The organism is Actibacterium atlanticum (genome assembly GCF_000671395.1).
GTDB lineage: Bacteria > Pseudomonadota > Alphaproteobacteria > Rhodobacterales > Rhodobacteraceae > Actibacterium_D > Actibacterium_D atlanticum.
In genome coordinates this window covers 200,871-219,397 of record NZ_AQQY01000002.1, presented here as the reverse complement: position 1 = coordinate 219,397, position 18,527 = coordinate 200,871, and the positions used below count along the sequence as shown (strand labels likewise).

Below are 18,527 nucleotides of genomic sequence, written 5' to 3'. Positions count from 1 at the left end.
AGAATTTTACTGGATTTCGCGCAAGATATAGTTGCCGCCAATTGCGGGTGCACTATCATCAGCGCATGGGCAAAAGTGACAAAATCAATCTCGTGAAACTCTGTGTCGGCGTAGAAAAGGTCGAAGACCTGATCGCCTGGCAGGCCCATCGGCGCGCGCAATTTCCCGGCACGCCGACCCGCCACGTCACACGCATGTGGCCCAAACGCAGCGATGAATTGCTGAATGGCGGGTCGATTTACTGGGTGATCAAAGGCGTGGTGCAGGCCCGCCAAACCGTTCTGGACCTGCAAGAGGTCCGGGGCGAGGACGGCATCCGCCGCTGCGCCATCGTGCTGGGTGATGATGTCATTCGCACCCAACCCGCACCGCGCCGCGCGTTTCAGGGCTGGCGCTACCTAACGCCCCAAGACGCCCCTGCTGACCTGCCGCAATCGCGCGCGTCAGAGGATGTTTTGCCCCCAGAACTGTCGGCCGCGTTGGCCGACATCGGGGTCATCTGACGGCGCAAAAACCGCCATACACAAGTCATGCACAACGCATGCACAATCCATGCATACGCGATGCGCTTACAGGCTGATGTCCAACTTGGCGATCAGCGCATCATAGCTGGCGCGCATCTCGTCGCTCCAGCCGGTGCGGCGGCCCCTAAACAGCGTAGCCTGCGATTGGTGAATGCTACCGTCCGACAGGATCTTCAGATGGTTGGCGCGCAGGGTTTCCCCGGTTGAGGTGATATCGGCGATGGCCTCGGCGGTCAGGTTTTTGACGGTGCCTTCGGTCGCGCCTTGGCTGTCAACCAGCTGGTAATCTGCCACGCCAGCGTCGCGCAAGAACTCGCGCACCAGACGGTGGTATTTGGTGGCGATCCGCAGACGGAAACCGTGCTGCGCGCGGAACGCAGCCGAAGCCGCATCCAGATCGTCCAGCGTATCGACATCGGCCCAGCACTTGGGCACGGCGATGATCAGATCGGCATGGCCAAAGCCCATCGGCGAAAGTGCGCGGAGCTTGTCATCCCAATCGGCGATTTTTTCGCGCACAAGGTCCGAGCCCGTAACGCCCAGATGAATACGCCCTGCCGCCAGTTCGCGCGGGATTTCCCCGGCAGACAGCAGCACCAGTTCGATCCCGTCAACCCCGTCGACGGCCCCGGCATATTCGCGGTCTGAGCCGGTACGGCGCAGGCTGACATCACGGTCGGCGAACCACTGAAAGGTTTTTTCCATCAGCCGGCCTTTGGAGGGCACACCAAGTTTCAGCATCACTTGCCCCCCTTGGTCAGCAACAGGACCTCGGCCGGGCGCACGACCCCGCCGACGGCAGGCATGGCCTGCCCCAATACGCCGGTCAGCGCATCATAGCGCCCGCCACTGGCGACAGGCGGCAAATCGAGCCGGGTCTCGTTGTAGAACCCAAACACGAACCCATCGTAATATTCCATCGTGGTGCGGCCATAGCTGGCCTCGAAATCCAGATTATCGACATCGACCCCCCGCGCGCCAAGCGCGGCCAGACGTTTTTCAAGCCGCTCAACAGCATCGGCAATCGCGGGCATATCCACCGCAATATCGCGCAGCTGTTCCAGCGCGTTGGGTGCGGTTTCGCGCAGGCCAAGAATTTGATCGAGGATTTCAAGTTCCGTCTGCGACAACGCTGCGGCGGCGGCATCTTCTTGCAGGGCCTCAATGCGCGCGGCGACTTCGGCCTGACTGCGCAGCCCAATCGCGGGACCATTGGCGGCAAGCACCGCGTCAACGCCCTGTTCTGCAACCTGCGCCAGCAGGTTTTGACGACTGGCCGGCGCAGGACTGCGCCCGCCGAACCGGTCAATCAGCGCGCGGAACCGGCGCGGTCGCCACAAGTGGCGGCGCAGCGCGGCCTTGCGTTTGTCGGTGGTCGAAAGCCCGTCCACCGCCGCCAGCAAAATGCCCATGTCGCCGGTCGCGGCGCGCAGGCCCAGCGGCGAGAGCACCTCGTCAAACAGCGCGAACACATCGGCATCCGCCTGTTCGCGGTCGGCGTCGCCGAACTGCTCATAGCCCACCTGAAAGTACTCATTGGGGCGACCCTGTTCGTGTTCCTGTTGGCGGAACACCTTGCCCATATAGGTATAGCGGCCCTGATCGGCGCCCTCGTCCAGATGCATCCGCACCACGGGCACGGTGAAATCGGGGCGCAGCATGACCTCACCACGCAGGGGATCCGAGGTCACGTAAGCTCGGGCGCGGATGTCCTCGCCATAGAGGTCCAGCAGCGTGTCGGCGGGTTGCAGCATGTCGGTTTCGACAGGCAGCGCCCCGGCGCCTTGGAAGAACTTAAACAGCCGTTCCGATTGGGCGCGAATTTCAGCGTCAAACCGCATCGTTTTCGCCTTCGATGATGGCGCGGATGCGGGCGACCATATCGGCGCGCGACACTTCGAACTGGGCGGGCTGGGATTTCCATTCCTCAAGGCTGGCGCTTTGGGCAATCTTGGCGCCCAGCACCAGATCCTTGACCTGCACCACACCGCGCTCGGCCTCGTCGCTGCCTTGAATGACCGCGACGGGTGACTGACGCTTGTCCGCGTACTTCAACTGGTTGCCGAAGTTCTTGGGGTTGCCCAGGTAAACCTCGGCCCGGATACCGGCTGCGCGCAGCTCGGCCGCCATGGCCTGATAGTCTGCCATGCGGGTTTTATCCATCACCGTGACCACAACGGGGCCTTGCTCAGACCCGCCCATGCGGCCCTTGGCGCGCAGCGCGGCCAACAAGCGATCGACCCCGATTGAGACGCCGGTGGCCGGCACGGCTTGCCCGGTGAAACGCTTGACCAGATCGTCATAGCGCCCCCCCCCGGCGACCGAGCCAAACTGGCGCGGACGACCCTTTTCATCTTTGATTTCAAAGGTCAGCTCGGCCTCAAACACCGGGCCGGTGTAATAGCCAAGCCCGCGCACAACGCTGGGGTCGATCTCAACCCGGTCCGGGCCAAATCCCTGAGCAGCCAAAAGCTCAGCGATGGTTTCCAGCTCGGCAATGCCCTCGGCGCCCACTTTGGATTCGCCTACAGCCGCGCGCAGGTTTTCGAACGTCTGCGCAGCGGTGTCGGCTTTCGACGTCAGGAAAGCAATCACCGGCTCTGCCTGATCGTCCGACAGGCCCACACCGTCGATATACGCGCCCGAGGCATCCAAGCGCCCCTTGCCTAGCAACTGGCGCACGCCGTCGGCGCCGACTTTGTCGAACTTGTCGATGGTGCGCAAAACGTCGTCGCGGGCGGCGTCATCGCTCAGACCCATGGTCTCCAGAACGCCGTTCAAAACCTTGCGGTTGTTGACGCGCACGATGTAGTCACCACGCGGAATACCAACGGCCTCCAGCGTGTCAGCCAGCATGCCGCAAATCTCGGCGTCCGCGGCCACGCTTGCCGAACCAACCGTATCGGCATCACACTGATAAAACTGGCGAAACCGCCCCGGCCCCGGCTTTTCATTGCGCCAAACCGGGCCCATCGCATAACGGCGATACGGGCTGGGCAAATCATTGCGGAACTGTGCCGCGACCCGCGCCAAAGGCGCCGTCATATCATAACGCAGCGCCAGCCAATCGCCGTCATCTTCCTCCTGCCAGGCGAACACACCAGCGTTCGGGCGATCCACATCGGGCAGGAACTTGCCCAGCGCCTCAACCGTTTCAACGGCCGAGGTTTCCAGCGGATCAAAGCCATGACGATGATACACCTCGGCAATCGTGTCGAGCATCGCTTTGCGCTCTGTCACATCCACCCCAAAGTAATCGCGGAACCCTTTCGGGGTCACCGCCTTGGGGCGCCGGGGCTTTTTGTCCTTGGCCATCATGCTATCCATAGGTTGCAGTGTCGCGCGCGGCATAGCGGATGGGGGCAGCCGGGGCAAGGTCGGCTGGCCATTCGCCCCCATTTCGCGCTAAACCGCCGCAATCAACCAACGGAGCCCTCCATGAGCGACGACCGCCTGACAAAACTGGAAACCCGCGTGGCTGAACTGATCGCCACGACCGAGGACCTTTCCGATATCGTCGCCCAACAGGCGGATGAAATCGCCCGCCTGACCAACCGCGTACGGATGCTGAAGGAGCGCGAGGCCGAACGCGAACTGACCGACGGCGCCTCCGTGCCCTTGGCCGATCAAAAACCGCCCCACTGGTGAGCCACCCACCCGAGGCGCCATAGGGGCGCCGAGACATCTCTTGCGCCCAAAGGGCGCGCAATTTGGTTACACTTCCTCGACCTGCACCACACCGGGCAGCGACTTCAACGCGCCTTTGATCTGCGGGTTCAGCGGGAACTGGTCGGGCAATTCCACCGACACCTCTCCGGGCAAAGCAGGGTCCATGAGGCAAAACTGCACCGGTCCGCGCGATCTGATTTTCTCATTCTTGGCGCGCTCCAGCAAAGATTGCACCGCTGCCACCGCCGCCACATCATCGGCGAAAATCTTCAACCCCATCGACCCGGCATCGGCCACCACCGCGTCCACGGGCGTGACGGAATTGGCCAACAGTTTCAGCTGATCGCTTTCCAATTCGGCCTTAACGCTCAGCACGACATTAGCGCCGGTTTCCAGAAAATCGCGGGATTTCTCCAACACCTCTGAAAACAGCGTGACCTCGTACAGCCCGGTTGGGTCTGACAATTGGGCAAAGGCAAACCGGTTGCCCCGCGCTGATTTACGTTCCTGCCGCCCCGCCACCGATCCGGCCAGACGGGCCACAAACGCCCCGCCCTGTGCCTTGGCGGCGACCTCTTCCAATGTCATTACCTTCTGGCGGCGCAGCGCGGGCATGTAATCATCCAGCGGATGACCCGATAGATAAAACCCAATCGCCTTATGCTCTTCGGCCAGACGCTCATTTGGCATCCAATCGCCCACGGGCGACAGGCGCGGCTCGGGCAGGTCATCCCCTGCCTCGCCAAACAGCGACACCTGATTTGAGGCGCGCTGTTCATGGATCGCGGCTGAATAATTCACCAGCGCGTCCAGATTATCAAATACCCGGCGCCGGTTTGCGTCCAGCTGATCAAACGCGCCGGCCCGCGCCAGCATTTCCATCGGGCGTTTGCCGATACGTTTCAGATCGACCCTGCGGGCAAAATCATAGAGCGTGGCGAAAGGTTTGCCATCGCGCGCCTCTTCGATCAGTTTCATCGCCTCGGCGCCGACGTTTTTCAGCGCGCCCAGCCCATACACCAGCTCCTGATTCACCACTTTGAACACCGCGTCCGAGCGGTTCACGCAGGGCGGCACAATCGGGATATCCAGCCCGCGCCGGACTTCCTCGGCATAGACTGCCAGCTTGTCGGTCAGGTGGATATCGCAGTTCATGACACCGGCCATGAACTCGACCGGGTGGTTGGCTTTTAGCCAGGCGGTTTGATAGCTGACCACCGCATAGGCGGCGGCGTGGGATTTGTTGAAACCGTAGTTGGCGAATTTCTCAAGAAGGTCGAAAACCTCGGTCGCTTTTTTCTTATCGACCCCGTTTTCCGCCGCGCCCTTTTCAAACTTGGGGCGCTCGGCATCCATCGCCTCTTTGATCTTTTTACCCATCGCCCGGCGCAGCAGGTCAGCGCCGCCCAGCGTGTAATTCGCCATCACCTGAGCAATCTGCATCACCTGCTCCTGATAGACGATAATACCCTGAGTTTCCTCAAGAATATGATCGATCAGCGGGTGAACGGATTGCAGATCCTTCTGGCCGTTTTTTACCTGACAATAGGTCGGGATGTTTTCCATCGGACCGGGGCGGTACAGCGCCACAAGCGCCACGATGTCTTCGATACAGGTGGGCTTCATCTGGCGCAGCGCGTCCATCATACCCGAGCTTTCCACCTGGAACACAGCGACCGTTTTCGCGCTGGCGTAAAGCTTATAGGTGGGCTCATCTTCAAGTGGGATGGCGTTGATCTGGTTCTCGGCCCCCTCGGCCGGTTCATAAAGCTGCGTGCCATCGGCGGCCACGTGCAGAGGGCGACCCTGGGCGTGGATTTGCTCAATCGCGTTTTGAATCACCGTCAGGGTTTTTAGGCCCAGAAAGTCAAACTTCACCAGACCGGCCTGTTCGACCCACTTCATGTTGAACTGGGTGGCGGGCATATCGGAACGCGGATCGCGGTAAAGCGGCACCAGCTGATCGGTGGGGCGGTCGGCGATCACCACGCCCGCGGCGTGGGTGCCGGCGGAGCGCAGCAGCCCCTCGACCTTCATGCCATATTTCAGCAGCCGGTCGACGACTTCTTCGTTGCGGGCCTCTTCGGCCAGACGGGGTTCATCGCGCAGGGCCTGTTCAATGCTGACGGGTTTGACGCCCTCAACCGGGATCATTTTCGACAGGCGATCTACCTGCCCATAAGGCATCTGCAACACGCGGCCCATGTCGCGCACCGCCGCCTTGGACAGCAAAGCGCCAAAGGTGATGATCTGCGCCACCTTGTCGTCACCGTATTTGTCCTGCACGTATTTGATCACCTCTTCGCGGCGATCCATGCAAAAGTCGATGTCGAAGTCGGGCATGGAGACCCGTTCGGGGTTCAAAAAGCGTTCGAACAGCAGGCTGTAGCGCAGCGGATCAAGGTCGGTGATGGTCAGCGCATAGGCCACCAGTGACCCCGCGCCCGAGCCCCGCCCCGGCCCCACCGGAATGTCATTGTCCTTGGCCCATTGGATAAAATCCGCCACGATCAGGAAGTAGCCGGGGAAGCCCATGCCTTCGATGATGTCCAGCTCAAAGTCCAGCCGTTCCTGGTATTTTTCCACAGTGTCAGCATGCGGGATCACGGCCAGGCGCTCTTGCAGGCCCGCGTTTGCCATGCGGCGCAGCTCGGCGACCTCGTCATCGGCAAACTTGGGCAAGATCGGCGCGCGTTTTTCCGATTTATAGGCGCAGCGCTTGGCAATCTCGACGGTGTTTTCCAGCGCTTCGGGCAGGTCGGCAAACAGCGCGGCCATTTCCTCGGGCGTTTTGAAATAATGCTGCGGTGTCAGACGGCGGCGGGCTTCGGATTGATCGACATAAGCCCCCTCGGCGATGCAGATCATCGCGTCATGGGCCTCGTACATGTCGGACTTGGGGAAGTAGACATCGTTGGTGGCGACCAGCGGCAGGTCCATCGCATAGGCCATTTCGACATGGCCGCGTTCGGTTGCTTGTTCAGCCTCGGTCAGCGCGCCGCCTTCGCCGGGGTGACGTTGCAATTCAACATAGAGCCGATCCGGGTAAGTCGCCGCCAGACGTTTCATTAGCGCCTCGGCCTTGGGGGTTTGTCCGTTTTGCAGGAACTGGCCAATCGGCCCTTCGGGGCCGCCGGTCAGACAAATGACGCCCGCCGAATACTGCTCCAGCTCGTCCAGCGTCACATGGGGCAGCTGGCCATCGGTGCGCAGGTACAGGCACGAGTTCAGCTTTTCGAGGTTCATATACCCCGCCTCGTCCTGCGCCAGCAGGACCAGCGCCGCAAAGGGCCGGGGCTTTTCGCCCGGCGCGGGCGGGTCAAATGCGACATCGACCTGACAACCCATGATCGGCTGAACCCCGGCGCCTGAGGCCAGCGTGGAAAACTCCAACGCCGCAAACATGTTGTTGGTGTCGGTCACGGCGACGGCGGGCATGCCCATGTCGGCGCAGGTTCCGGCCAGTTTCTTGACCCGCACCGCCCCTTCGAGCAACGAGTATTCGGTGTGCAGGCGCAGGTGGATGAATCGCGGATCAGTCATGGCCGCCACGCTACCCCGGCCATGGAGGCGGGGGAAGGTACGAAGTGATGCCGTGGCGAAACTCTTGCCCTGCGGCGCAGTGGTCGGGCAGCATCCGGGGCGGGAGGATGGCAATGAAACGCTTAAGGATCATGGCCCGGCATGACAGTGTCATTGCCATGGCGCTGTTGTTTGTGGCCGGGACAAGCTGGCTGATTTTAAACGGCGGAGCGCTGGTCTGGGCCTGTGTGCCCATCGGTATCGGTCTGCAACTGCTGAATGAATACAATATTCACCGGCACCTGTTTCACCTGAAACCGCCGCGCAATCAGATGTTCTTTAACCTGCTGTACCGCGCCCATTATGGCCATCACGACTTTCCAACCTGCGAAAAACTGTTGTTTGTGCCGATCTGGTTCGCCTTGCCGATGGCGGGCGTGAACTTTGCATTGGTCTATGGCGTTGCATCCCTGTTGGGCCTGCCCGCTGCCCCTGTCGCCGTGGCGGTGGTTTTGGTGGGTGGGGTCGGCATGTTTCTGGCCTATGAATGGTTCCACATGACGGCACATATGAATGCGCGCAAAACGGCGGCGGAGCGGCGGGTGACCCAGCTCCATGCGCAGCACCATTTTCGCGACTTTTCGAAGTGGTTTCATGTCAGCCCCGGGGGCGAGATCATCGACAAGGCGCTTGGCACGGCAATCGACCGCGACAGCCTGCGCCAGCAATCGCGCATCGAGTTCATCACCACGCTGGGCCTGCGCCCCGATGACCCGCGTTTGCTGAAGGCGCGCGCTCGTTTCGCGCAAATGGCGGGACTAAGCGCACAAGACCTGCAACGCGCCGCGCAAATGCCCGCGACGGCCCATAAAACAAACTGAATGGCCTGAATCCTGCCCATTTTTTGACCATATGGTCTAAATCCGTGTAGGCTGAGGCATGAAACCGTTGCATTGGCCCGCCCTGAAGGCTTGGTTTGCAGGGGTTTGGTCGCAGTTGCTCTCTTTCTGCCGCATCGGGTGAGCGCTTTGGACCGGGGAACAGACAGCGGCGGATGACAGACATATGGATGTCTCGTTTTTACTGAATGGTCAGCCGGTATCCCTGCGGGATGTCTCGCCGACGCAGACCTTGCTGAACTGGTTGCGCGAAGAGCGTGGGCTGGTTGGCACCAAAGAGGGCTGCAACGAGGGCGATTGCGGCGCATGCACGGTCAAGGTGACCGACGTCGATGGCGCGAAGGCGCTGAACGCCTGCATCCTGTTTTTACCGCAGTTGCAGGGCAAAGCTGTGCGTACCGTGGAAGGGCTTGAAGGGCCCGATGGCGCACTGCACCCTGTGCAGCAGGCGATGATTGATGAACATGGTTCGCAATGTGGTTTCTGCACGCCGGGGTTTGTCATGTCGATGGCGACAGCCCATGGCACCGGCGACACTGATTACGACACAGCGTTGGCCGGAAATCTGTGCCGCTGCACTGGCTATGCCCCGATTGTGCGGGCCTGCGAAGTGGCGCAAGAGCTGCCCGAGCCAGACTGGATGGAAGAGCCGCTGGATAGCGTCCCGGATGTGGCATGTTCGCCTTTTCTGCCGCAAAGTGCGGATGAACTTGCCGCATGGTATGCCGAAAACCCCGACGCCACTTTGATTGGCGGGGCGACGGATGTTGGGCTTTGGGTGACCAAACAGTTGCGCGATCTGGCTCCTGTCGCGTTTTTGAACGGTTGCTCAGACTTGCAACAGATCGAGGTGGGCGAGGACGCGATCCGCATTGGAGCGGGGGTCACGATCACCGATCTGGCGGCGGCCTTGGTGCCCCTGTACCCCGGAATGCGGGACGTTTTTCATCGCTATGCCTCGGTCCAGATACGTAATGCGGCCACGATCGGCGGGAACATCGCTAACGGCTCGCCCATTGGTGATGGACCGCCCGTGTTGATCGCACTGGGGGCGGAACTGACCCTGCGCAAAGGAAATGAACGCCGTTCCATTCCGCTGGAGGATTTCTTTATTGATTATGGAAAACAGGACCGCGCGCCGGGTGAGTTTGTCGAAAGCATCACCATCCCGCGCAAGCCGAGCCAACTGCGGGCCTATAAGCTGAGCAAACGGTTCGATCAGGATATTTCGGCCGTGTGCGGCTGTTTCAACGTCGTGGTTAAGGACGACATCGTGGCCAGCGCTTGCATTGCGTTTGGCGGCATGGCGGGCACCCCTAAACGGGCGACACAGGTTGAAGCGGCGTTGCTTGGCCAGCCGTGGACGATGGACACGATCAACGCAGCAGCCCAGATGTGGGCGCAGGATTTCACCCCTATGACCGATATGCGCGCCAGTGCGGACTATCGGCTGGAAACCGCAAAGAACATGCTGACCCGGTACTTCCATGACGTGTCGGGCGCAGCCATCGCGGTGCGGGAGGTCTCGGTATGAGTGTCGCCAAACCCCTGCCCCATGACGCCGCTCGCCTGCATGTGACGGGGCAAGCACGGTATGTTGACGATATTCCCACGCCCGGCAATGCGCTGCATCTGGCCTTTGGCATGTCTGAGATCGCTCGTGGGCGGATTTTGGCGATGGACCTAAGCGTGGTGCGCGCCGCCCCCGGTGTGGTTGCCGTGCTGGTGGCTGAAGATCTGCCCGGCGCGAATGATGTCTCCCCGTCGATCCATGATGAGCCGCTGTTGGCCGAGGGCGAGGTGTTCTATCTGGGTCAGCCGCTGTTTTTGGTCGCCGCCGAAAGCCATCTGGAAGCGCGCAAAGCCGCGCGCTTGGCCAAGGTCGACTATGAAGAACTGCCTGCCATTCTGACGATTGATCAGGCAATGGCGGCGGACTCGCGGTTTGAAGACGGTCCGCGCATTTATCAGATCGGCGATGCCGACGCAGCCATGGCCAAGGCGACGCATGAGATTGACGGCTCGATGGAGCTGGGTGGGCAGGAACATTTCTATCTGGAAGGTCAGGCCGCCATGGCCGCGCCGATGGAAGGTGGCGACGTTCTGGTGCATTCCTCAACCCAGCACCCGACAGAGATTCAACACAAGGTGGCCGAGGCCCTGAACACCGACATGAACGCCGTTCGGGTCGAGGTCCGCCGCATGGGCGGGGGCTTTGGAGGCAAGGAAAGCCAAGGCAACGCTTTGGCGGTATCTTGCGCCGTGATTGCGCAGATGACGGGCCGCCCCGCCAAGATGCGCTATGACCGCGATGACGACATGATGATCACCGGCAAGCGGCATGATTTCCGGTTGGATTACCGCGTCGGGTTCGATGAGACGGGCAAGGTGCAAGCCATTGAATTCACACAATATGCACGCTGCGGCTGGGCGTTGGACCTGTCGTTGCCGGTGGCCGATCGCGCCATGTTGCATGCCGATAACGCCTATCACCTGCCGCACGCGCGGATTGTCAGCCACCGCTTGAAAACGCATACCCAATCGGCCACGGCCTTCCGTGGATTTGGCGGGCCGCAGGGCATGGTCGGCATCGAACGCGTGATGGATCATATCGCCCACCATCTGGGTATGGACCCGCTGCAAGTACGGCAGGCGAATTTCTATGAGAATGGCCAGAAAACGCCCTATCACATGGAGGTCGAAGATTTCATTCTAGATCAACTGGTGCCCGAGCTGGCGCAACAGGCCGAGTATGAAAAGCGGCGCAAAGCCGTGGCCGAATGGAACGCCCGAAACGATGTTCTGAAAAAGGGCATCGCCCTGACGCCGGTCAAGTTCGGGATCTCGTTCACTTTGACCCATCTGAACCAGGCGGGCGCCTTGGTGCATGTTTATTCTGATGGTTCAATCCATCTGAATCACGGCGGTACTGAAATGGGCCAAGGCCTGTTCCAAAAGGTCGCACAAGTGGCAGCGAGCTGTTTTGGCGTCGATGTCAGCACCGTCAAAATCACCGCGACGGACACGGCAAAAGTGCCCAACACCTCGGCCACGGCGGCGTCCTCGGGTTCTGACCTGAACGGTATGGCGGTCAAAGCCGCCTGTGACACGATCCGCGAGCGAATTGCCGAACACCTGTTGCCCGACGCGCCGCGCAAGGTGCATTTCGCGGGCGGCAAAGTGTTTGTCGGTGACGAGGAAATGACATTTGCCGAGGCCGCGGCCGCGGCCTATCAGGCGCGGGTGTCGCTGTCCTCGACCGGGTTTTATAAGACACCCAAAGTCGAATGGGACCGGATCAAAGGCGAAGGGCGGCCGTTCTTCTACTTCGCCTATGGCGCGTCAATCACCGAAGTGGTGATCGACACCCTGACCGGCGAAAACCGTATCCTGCGCGCCGATGTTTTGCACGATGCTGGCGCGTCGTTGAACCCCGCCTTGGACATCGGGCAGGTCGAGGGCGCCTATGTGCAAGGCGCCGGCTGGCTGACGACCGAGGAACTGGTTTGGGACGACAAAGGGCGGCTGCGCACACACGCGCCGTCGACCTATAAAATCCCGGCCTGCGCGGACCGGCCTGATATTTTCAACGTGTCCTTGTGGGACAAAGGCCGCAACGTCGAGGAAACAATCTATCGCTCTAAAGCGGTGGGGGAGCCACCCTTCATGCACGGCATATCGGCTTTGCTGGCCCTGTCAGATGCGGTGGCGGCCTGCGGTGACACCTATCCCGATCTGGACGCGCCGGCGACGCCTGAATGCATTTTGAAAGCCGTTCAAAAGGTGCGCTCATGACGATCCGACCTGATGAGATTGCGGCAGCGATTACCGTCCATGGCCCGGTCGTGCGGGTTGTGATGGCCGATGTCAAAGGCTCCTCCCCGCGCGAGGCGGGGACCGCGATGCTGGTGTGGGAAGGTGGCCAAAGCGGCACCATCGGGGGCGGCGCTTTGGAACTGCAAGCGGCACAAACCGCCCATGTTTTGCTGCGCGACAACGCACCACCCCGGCTTGAACGTTTCGCCCTTGGCCCATCGTTGGGTCAGTGCTGCGGCGGTGCGGTCACCTTGGTGAGCGAGGTCTGGGACAAAGCCAAACTGGACGCACTGCCCCAGCAGACCCGCGCGCTGAACCTGCGCGGGGGCGACATGCCCCTAAGCGTGCGCCGCGCCTTGGCGCAGGCCCGCAATGGCGCTGCGCCCACAGGCACCCTGTTGATGGACGGTTGGCTGATTGAACCCGTCGCCCCGCCCGCAAGCCCGTTGTGGATTTACGGCGCGGGCCACGTGGGGCGCGCATTGGTCAATGTGCTGGCGCCTCTGCCTGATCTGGCCATCACATGGGTCGACACGGGCGCGGACCGGTATCCCAATACCATCCCTGCTAATGTGACCCAACTGGTCGCCACCGACCCGGCGCTGGTGTGCGCACACGCGCCGCAAGACGCGCAACACCTGATCCTGACCTATTCCCATGCGCTGGACCTTGATCTGTGCCACCAGTTGCTGCTGCGCCCTGCGGCAGGCATCGGGCTGATCGGGTCAAAAAGCAAATGGGCGCGCTTTCGAAACCGCCTGACAGCTCTGGGCCACTCCGCAGCCCAGATTAACCGCATTCAGTGCCCGATCGGGGACCCGAGCCTTGGCAAACATCCACAGGCCATTGCCGTGGGCGTCGCCAGCGCGCTACTGTCATCCCGCATCGCCCATTCAGCCGCAAAGGACGCCACCGCGTGACATCTCTGCTGACTTTAGAGGGGCTGACCAAGGCCTATCCCGGTGTCGTCGCCAATGACGACGTGTCGTTCGAAATTGCACCGGGCGAGGTGCATGCATTGTTGGGGGAAAACGGTGCGGGCAAGTCGACCCTTGTGAAGATGATCTACGGGTTGGTGAAGCCAGACAAAGGCAAAATGACGCTGAACGGCGCGGTGTTTGAACCGGCCGAGCCGCGTGCCGCCCGCGCCGCTGGCGTGGCGATGGTGTTTCAGCACTTTTCCTTGTTCGATGCGCTGAGCGTGGCGGAAAACATCGCGCTTGGCATGGAAAACCCGCCCAAGATGGGTGACCTGGCGGCGCGCATTCGTGAGGTATCCGAAACCTATGGCCTGCCTTTAGACCCCGATAAGGTGGTCGGTGATCTGTCGGCGGGCGAGCGTCAGCGCGTGGAAATCATCCGCTGCCTGCTGCAAGACCCGCGCCTGTTGATCATGGATGAACCCACCAGCGTTCTGACCCCGCAAGAGGTTGAAATTCTGTTCAAAACCCTGCGCCAGCTCAGCGCCGAGGGCACGGCGATTTTGTATATTTCCCATAAGCTTGAGGAAATACGGTCGCTGTGCGACGGTGCCACCGTGTTGCGGCTTGGCAAGGTCGTTGGCCGTTGCAACCCGCGCGAAAAATCCGCCTCGGAATTGGCCGAGATGATGGTGGGCAGCGCGTTGACCCCACCGTCGCGCGCCAGCACCGATTTTGGCGAGGTGGTGCTGGAGGTTTCCAACCTGTCGATCCCCTCGCCCAACCCGTTTGGCACCTCGTTGAAAGACGTGTCTTTGACCCTGCGCGCGGGCGAGATTCTGGGCATCGGCGGGGTTGCGGGCAACGGGCAGGACGAATTGCTGGCCGCCCTGTCGGGCGAGGCGTTGGCGCCGCGCGGTGCCGTCACCCTGCATGGCAATGACATCAGCCAGATGGGCCCAACCCCGCGCCGCCATATCGCGGTTCTGGCCGCGCCCGAAGAACGGCTGGGCCATGCCGCTGCGCCGGACATGAGCCTGATCGAAAACGCTTTTCTGACGGGGGCAGATCGCGAAGATCTGCACAAGAACGGCTTTGTAAAATGGCCCGCTGCCCGCGCCTTTGCGGAAAAGATCATCGAAGGGTTCGACGTGCGCACGCCGGGGCCACACAATGCTGCACGCTCACTTTCGGGCGGCAACCTGCAAAAGTTCGTTATCGGGCGCGAGGTGCTGCAACGTCCCGAAGTGTTGGTGGTGAACCAGCCGACCTGGGGTGTTGATGCCTCGGCCGCGGCGGCGATCCGCCAGTCGATCATCGACCTGGCACAAAACGGCACGGCGGTGATCGTGATCAGCCAGGATCTGGATGAACTGATGGAAATTTCCGACAATTTCGCCGCATTGAACGAGGGGCGTTTAAGCCGCCCCCGCCCCGCGCAGGGGCTGAGCATCGAAGAGATCGGATTGATGATGGGCGGCGCCCACGACATGGAGGTGGCCCATGTTGAGGCTTGAGAAACGCCCGACCCCGTCAAAAACGTGGTCCTATGCCACGCCGGTTTTGGCGGTGGTTCTGACGATGATCGCCGGTGGCATATTGTTTGCCATGCTGGGCAAGGACCCTTTCCTGGCGATCAAAACCATCTTCTGGGACCCGCTGTTCAACGAACAATTCGCCAGCTATTCCCGTCCGCAGTTGTTAGTGAAATCGGGGCCATTGATCCTGATTGCAATCGGCCTGTCTTTGGGCTTTCGCGCGGGGATCTGGAACATCGGGGCCGAGGGCCAGTATATCATCGGTGCGATCTGCGGCGCGGCGGTGGGGCTGGCGTTTTACCCGATGGACGCGTGGTTTATCTTTCCGCTGATGGTGATTGCGGGGGCCTTGGGCGGCTTGCTGTGGGCGATGATCCCGGCATTGCTAAAGACCCATTTCCGAACAAACGAAATTCTTGTGTCGCTGCTCTTGGTCTATGTGGCCGAGCAGCTCTTGGCCTCGATGGCGTTGGGCGCGTTGCGTAACCCAGAGGGCGGCGGCTTTCCCGGCTCGCGTAATCTGAAACAATACGAGGCGGCTTCGAACCCGGAATTGATCGCCAATTCGGGCATGCACTGGGGCATCGTCGCCGCGTTTATCGCGGTGATCGCGACTTATATCCTGCTGAACCGCCACATCCTTGGCTTCCAGATCAGGCTGACGGGGGAAAGCCCGCGCGCGGCACGGTTTGCCGGGGTGAACCCGACCGCATTGATCCTGATTTGCATGGGCACCTCGGGCGCTTTGGCGGGTCTGGCGGGCCTCTTTGAGGTTTCAGGCCCTGCTGGGCAGATCAGCATTGATTTCAACCAGGGATATGGTTTCACGGCGATCATCGTGGCCTTTCTGGGCCGTTTGAACCCAATCGGCATCTTGCTGGCCGGATTGCTGATGGGGCTGACCTATATAGGCGGAGACTTGGCGCAGTTCATGCTGGGCCTGCCTGCCTCGGCCATTCAGGCGTTTCAGGGAATGCTGTTGTTCTTCTTGCTGGGGGTCGATGTGCTGACCAATTTCCGTATCCGATTTGGCAAAGTGGAGGCCGCGTGATGGACCTGTCTGCGATCAACCCGCTTGTACTGATTGCCTCATTGATGGTGGCGGCTACCCCGATCCTTCTGGCCGCCATTGGCGAGCTGGTGGTGGAAAAGGCCGGGGTTTTGAACCTTGGTGTTGAGGGGATGATGATCACCGGCGCGATCTGCGGTTTCGCCATCGCAGTGGAAACCGGCAGCCCGGCGTTGGGCTTCATCGCCTCGATGATCGGGGCGGCGCTGTTGTCGCTGATCTTTGGCTTTTTGACCCAAGTCCTGATGTCAAACCAGGTGGCCACCGGACTGGCGCTAACCCTGTTCGGGCTGGGTCTGTCGGCGCTTTTGGGTCAGGGGTATGTCGGAATCAAACCCCCCGCAACCCATGACATCAACTTTGGTTTTCTAACCGAGATTCCGGTAATCGGGCCGATCCTGTTCACCCATGACATCATCGTCTATGCCTCGCTGGCGCTGATCGCAGCGACCTGGGCAGTGCTAAAGTTCACCCGTGTTGGTCTGATCCTGCGCGCGGTGGGCGAAAACCACGATGCCGCCCATGCGCTGGGATACAAGGTCGTGCGCATCCGCATTCTGGCGATCATGTTTGGGGGCGCCTGTGCAGGGCTGGGCGGCGCGTATCTAAGCCTTGTGCGTGTGCCGCAATGGACCGAAGGCATGACCGCAGGCGCGGGTTGGATCGCGCTGGCGCTGGTGGTGTTTGCCAGCTGGAAACCTCTGCGGGTGCTGGTCGGGGCCTATCTGTTTGGCGGCATCACCGTGCTGCAGCTGAACCTGCAAGCCGCCGGGGTTGCTATCCCTGTCGAGTATTTGTCGATGTCGCCCTATCTGATTACCATACTTGTGCTGGTCATCATGTCGTCGGACCGCTCGCGCGCGGCGCTCAATGCGCCCGCCTCGCTGGGCCGTGTGTTCCATGCCTCAAGCTGAGGCGTATCTCTCAACCAAGGGCCGAAACAGGCCCGCACCAACAGGAGAAGAAGTAAATGAAACGCAGAATGTTGCTGGGCGCCGCCGCGGCGCTGGGTCTGGCTGCCGCGACGGGCGCCTATGCCGCTGACCCGACCAAGGTTGGCTTTATCTATGTCGGCCCCGTGGGCGATGGCGGTTGGACCTATGAGCACAATCAGGGCCGTCTGGCCGTAGAAGAGGCCTTTGGCGATGCGGTTGAAACCGTCTATCAGGAAAACGTGCCCGAAGGGGCCGACGCCGAACGCGCGATGACGCAAATGGCGCTGTCGGGCGTTGATCTGATCTTCACCACCTCGTTTGGCTATATGGACCCAACCATCGCCGTGGCCGAGAAATTCCCGAACGTTAAGTTCGAACACGCCACCGGCTATAAGCGCGCTGACAACGTCAGCACCTATTCGGCCCGCTTCTATGAAGGGCGCGCCGTTCAGGGCACCATTGCTGGTCACATGACCAAGTCGAACAAAATCGGCTATATCGCGTCCTTCCCGATCCCCGAAGTGATCCGCGGCATCAACTCGGCCTATATCCACGCCAAGAAGGTGAACCCCGATGTCGAGATGTCGGTGATCTGGGCCTACACCTGGTTTGACCCGGCCAAAGAGGCCGACGCCGCCACCGCGCTGATCGAACAGGGTGCTGATGTGATCTTGCAGCACACCGACTCGACCGCGCCGCAAGCGGCCGCTGAAAAGGCCGGTGGCGTGATCACCTTTGGTCAGGCATCGGACATGGGCGAATTTGCCCCGCTGCCGCGCGTGAGCTCGATCATCGACGACTGGGCACCCTATTACATCGCCCGCACCAAGGCGGTAATGGACGGCACCTGGGAAAGCACAGACACTTGGGATGGCATCGGCGCTGGCATGGTCGGCATTGGTGAGATCTCGGACGCGGTTCCTGCCGAGGTCAAAGCCGAAGCGCTGGCGATGAAAGACGCGCTGGCCGACGGCAGCTATCACGCGTTCACCGGCCCGTTGAACAAGCAGGATGGCTCGGCTTGGCTGGCTGAAGGGGAAGTGGCCGATGACGGCACGCTGGCTGGCATGAACTTTTACGTCGAAGGCATCACCGGCGACATCCCGCAATAAGCGGCGCTGACTGAAAGATCGAAAGCCCCGCCATATGGTGGGGCTTTTGCGTTAATGGCTGAGCTCCTGAAACCGTTCGAACATCATCCGGTATTCGGTGGGGATATCGCGAAACGACAAGATGCCCGCAGGTTTGCCATTCTCCAGCACCGGCAGGTGGCGAAATTTGCCGCCGATCTTGGCGGCCAGCGCATCGCTGACGCTGTCTTGCATATCCACGGTCACCGGATCGCGGGTCATGACCTCGGACACAGGGGTTTGTTTTACATCCAGACCCGCCGCAACTGCGCGATAAACCACATCGCGTTCGGTCAAAATCCCGGCCAAGGCCCCATCGGGGGCCAGCACCAACACGGCGCCAATCCGGTGATCCATCATCATTTCGCACGCCGTTTGCACTGAATTGCTGTCCGGCACGGTGTAAAGCGTGCGACCTTGCAAAATGTCTTGAATGGATTTGATCAGCATACGGTCCTCCGTGATCTGTCGCGGATGGGATAAGTGTTTAGCACCCACGCCCGTC

15 protein-coding genes are annotated in these 18,527 nt (G+C 61.0%); 10 read left to right on the top strand and 5 right to left on the bottom strand.

Features of this window, described 5'->3' with window-relative positions:
* The first annotated feature begins 65 nt into the window (after nucleotides 1-65).
* Nucleotides 66-503: a DUF1489 family protein gene (locus tag ATO10_RS05010; protein WP_035249246.1), complete on the top strand. Its 438-nt coding sequence runs from the start codon at nucleotides 66-68 to the stop codon at nucleotides 501-503.
* Between the two features lie 66 nt (nucleotides 504-569).
* On the opposite strand, the gene hisG is transcribed toward ATO10_RS05010, so the two are convergent.
* Genes hisG through hisS form a run of 3 tightly spaced genes read right to left on the bottom strand, consistent with a single transcriptional unit; the run spans nucleotide 570 to nucleotide 3,839 of the window.
* Complete coding sequence (gene hisG, locus ATO10_RS05005; protein ID WP_035248861.1) at nucleotides 570-1,268, bottom strand: ATP phosphoribosyltransferase; 699 nt, start codon at nucleotides 1,266-1,268, stop codon at nucleotides 570-572.
* Complete coding sequence (locus ATO10_RS05000) at nucleotides 1,265-2,365, bottom strand: ATP phosphoribosyltransferase regulatory subunit (RefSeq protein WP_035248858.1); 1,101 nt, start codon at nucleotides 2,363-2,365, stop codon at nucleotides 1,265-1,267. The genes hisG and ATO10_RS05000 overlap by 4 nt, the downstream gene beginning before the upstream one ends.
* Nucleotides 2,355-3,839 (bottom strand): histidine--tRNA ligase, encoded by a 1,485-nt coding sequence (gene hisS, locus ATO10_RS04995; protein WP_035248856.1) that lies wholly within the window; start codon nucleotides 3,837-3,839, stop codon nucleotides 2,355-2,357. Before hisS ends, ATO10_RS05000 begins: the two co-directional genes overlap by 11 nt.
* A gap of 123 nt (nucleotides 3,840-3,962) precedes the next feature.
* Here hisS and ATO10_RS04990 point away from each other — a divergent pair, with 123 nt between their 5' ends.
* Nucleotides 3,963-4,172: a SlyX family protein gene (locus ATO10_RS04990; protein ID WP_035248854.1), complete on the top strand. Its 210-nt coding sequence runs from the start codon at nucleotides 3,963-3,965 to the stop codon at nucleotides 4,170-4,172.
* Between the two features lie 66 nt (nucleotides 4,173-4,238).
* Here the strand turns inward: ATO10_RS04990 and dnaE are convergent, their stop codons facing one another.
* The gene (gene dnaE / locus ATO10_RS04985; RefSeq protein WP_035248852.1) at nucleotides 4,239-7,736 is read right to left on the bottom strand and encodes a DNA polymerase III subunit alpha; all 3,498 of its coding nucleotides are present in this window, start codon (nucleotides 7,734-7,736) and stop codon (nucleotides 4,239-4,241) included.
* 113 nt (nucleotides 7,737-7,849) lie between these two features.
* On the opposite strand from dnaE, the gene ATO10_RS04980 reads away from it, so the two are divergent.
* The 8 genes from ATO10_RS04980 to ATO10_RS04945 all read left to right on the top strand — a co-directional run bounded on the left by ATO10_RS04980 (nucleotide 7,850) and on the right by ATO10_RS04945 (nucleotide 18,004).
* Nucleotides 7,850-8,596, top strand: coding sequence for a sterol desaturase family protein (locus ATO10_RS04980; RefSeq protein ID WP_035249245.1), 747 nt, complete (start codon nucleotides 7,850-7,852; stop codon nucleotides 8,594-8,596).
* 184 nt (nucleotides 8,597-8,780) lie between these two features.
* Complete coding sequence (gene xdhA, locus ATO10_RS04975; RefSeq protein ID WP_035248850.1) at nucleotides 8,781-10,148, top strand: xanthine dehydrogenase small subunit; 1,368 nt, start codon at nucleotides 8,781-8,783, stop codon at nucleotides 10,146-10,148.
* Nucleotides 10,145-12,409 (top strand): xanthine dehydrogenase molybdopterin binding subunit, encoded by a 2,265-nt coding sequence (xdhB, locus tag ATO10_RS04970; protein ID WP_035248848.1) that lies wholly within the window; start codon nucleotides 10,145-10,147, stop codon nucleotides 12,407-12,409. The genes xdhA and xdhB overlap by 4 nt, the downstream gene beginning before the upstream one ends.
* Nucleotides 12,406-13,350: a xanthine dehydrogenase accessory protein XdhC gene (gene xdhC / locus ATO10_RS04965; RefSeq protein ID WP_035248846.1), complete on the top strand. Its 945-nt coding sequence runs from the start codon at nucleotides 12,406-12,408 to the stop codon at nucleotides 13,348-13,350. Before xdhB ends, xdhC begins: the two co-directional genes overlap by 4 nt.
* Complete coding sequence (locus tag ATO10_RS04960) at nucleotides 13,347-14,867, top strand: ABC transporter ATP-binding protein (protein WP_035248844.1); 1,521 nt, start codon at nucleotides 13,347-13,349, stop codon at nucleotides 14,865-14,867. Before xdhC ends, ATO10_RS04960 begins: the two co-directional genes overlap by 4 nt.
* Complete coding sequence (locus tag ATO10_RS04955; RefSeq protein ID WP_035248842.1) at nucleotides 14,854-15,939, top strand: ABC transporter permease; 1,086 nt, start codon at nucleotides 14,854-14,856, stop codon at nucleotides 15,937-15,939. Before ATO10_RS04960 ends, ATO10_RS04955 begins: the two co-directional genes overlap by 14 nt.
* On the top strand, nucleotides 15,939-16,871 hold the full coding sequence (locus ATO10_RS04950) for an ABC transporter permease (RefSeq protein WP_035248840.1): 933 nt from the start codon (nucleotides 15,939-15,941) through the stop codon (nucleotides 16,869-16,871). Before ATO10_RS04955 ends, ATO10_RS04950 begins: the two co-directional genes overlap by 1 nt.
* A 56-nt stretch (nucleotides 16,872-16,927) precedes the next feature.
* Nucleotides 16,928-18,004 (top strand): BMP family ABC transporter substrate-binding protein, encoded by a 1,077-nt coding sequence (locus ATO10_RS04945; protein WP_035248837.1) that lies wholly within the window; start codon nucleotides 16,928-16,930, stop codon nucleotides 18,002-18,004.
* Nucleotides 18,005-18,055: 51 nt separating this feature from the next.
* Here ATO10_RS04945 and ATO10_RS04940 read toward each other — a convergent pair whose 3' ends face one another.
* Nucleotides 18,056-18,472 carry a CBS domain-containing protein gene (locus ATO10_RS04940; RefSeq protein WP_035248836.1) on the bottom strand — a complete coding sequence of 139 codons (417 nt, stop codon included), beginning with the start codon at nucleotides 18,470-18,472 and terminating at the stop codon, nucleotides 18,056-18,058.
* Nucleotides 18,473-18,527: the final 55 nt, after the last annotated feature.

What these genes read in the sequence shown, in the direction of transcription:
- xdhA (WP_035248850.1), top strand. Translation starts at nt 8,781, where the DNA reads ATGGATGTCTCGTTTTTACTGAATGGTCAGCCGGTATCCCTGCGGGAT.
- hisS (WP_035248856.1), bottom strand. Translation starts at nt 3,839, where the DNA reads ATGGCCAAGGACAAAAAGCCCCGGCGCCCCAAGGCGGTGACCCCGAAA.
- xdhB (WP_035248848.1), top strand. Translation starts at nt 10,145, where the DNA reads ATGAGTGTCGCCAAACCCCTGCCCCATGACGCCGCTCGCCTGCATGTG.
- ATO10_RS04990 (WP_035248854.1), top strand. Translation starts at nt 3,963, where the DNA reads ATGAGCGACGACCGCCTGACAAAACTGGAAACCCGCGTGGCTGAACTG.
- ATO10_RS04940 (WP_035248836.1), bottom strand. Translation starts at nt 18,472, where the DNA reads ATGCTGATCAAATCCATTCAAGACATTTTGCAAGGTCGCACGCTTTAC.
- xdhC (WP_035248846.1), top strand. Translation starts at nt 12,406, where the DNA reads ATGACGATCCGACCTGATGAGATTGCGGCAGCGATTACCGTCCATGGC.
- ATO10_RS04950 (WP_035248840.1), top strand. Translation starts at nt 15,939, where the DNA reads ATGGACCTGTCTGCGATCAACCCGCTTGTACTGATTGCCTCATTGATG.
- ATO10_RS05000 (WP_035248858.1), bottom strand. Translation starts at nt 2,365, where the DNA reads ATGCGGTTTGACGCTGAAATTCGCGCCCAATCGGAACGGCTGTTTAAG.
- ATO10_RS04980 (WP_035249245.1), top strand. Translation starts at nt 7,850, where the DNA reads ATGAAACGCTTAAGGATCATGGCCCGGCATGACAGTGTCATTGCCATG.
- ATO10_RS05010 (WP_035249246.1), top strand. Translation starts at nt 66, where the DNA reads ATGGGCAAAAGTGACAAAATCAATCTCGTGAAACTCTGTGTCGGCGTA.
- dnaE (WP_035248852.1), bottom strand. Translation starts at nt 7,736, where the DNA reads ATGACTGATCCGCGATTCATCCACCTGCGCCTGCACACCGAATACTCG.
- ATO10_RS04955 (WP_035248842.1), top strand. Translation starts at nt 14,854, where the DNA reads ATGTTGAGGCTTGAGAAACGCCCGACCCCGTCAAAAACGTGGTCCTAT.
- ATO10_RS04945 (WP_035248837.1), top strand. Translation starts at nt 16,928, where the DNA reads ATGAAACGCAGAATGTTGCTGGGCGCCGCCGCGGCGCTGGGTCTGGCT.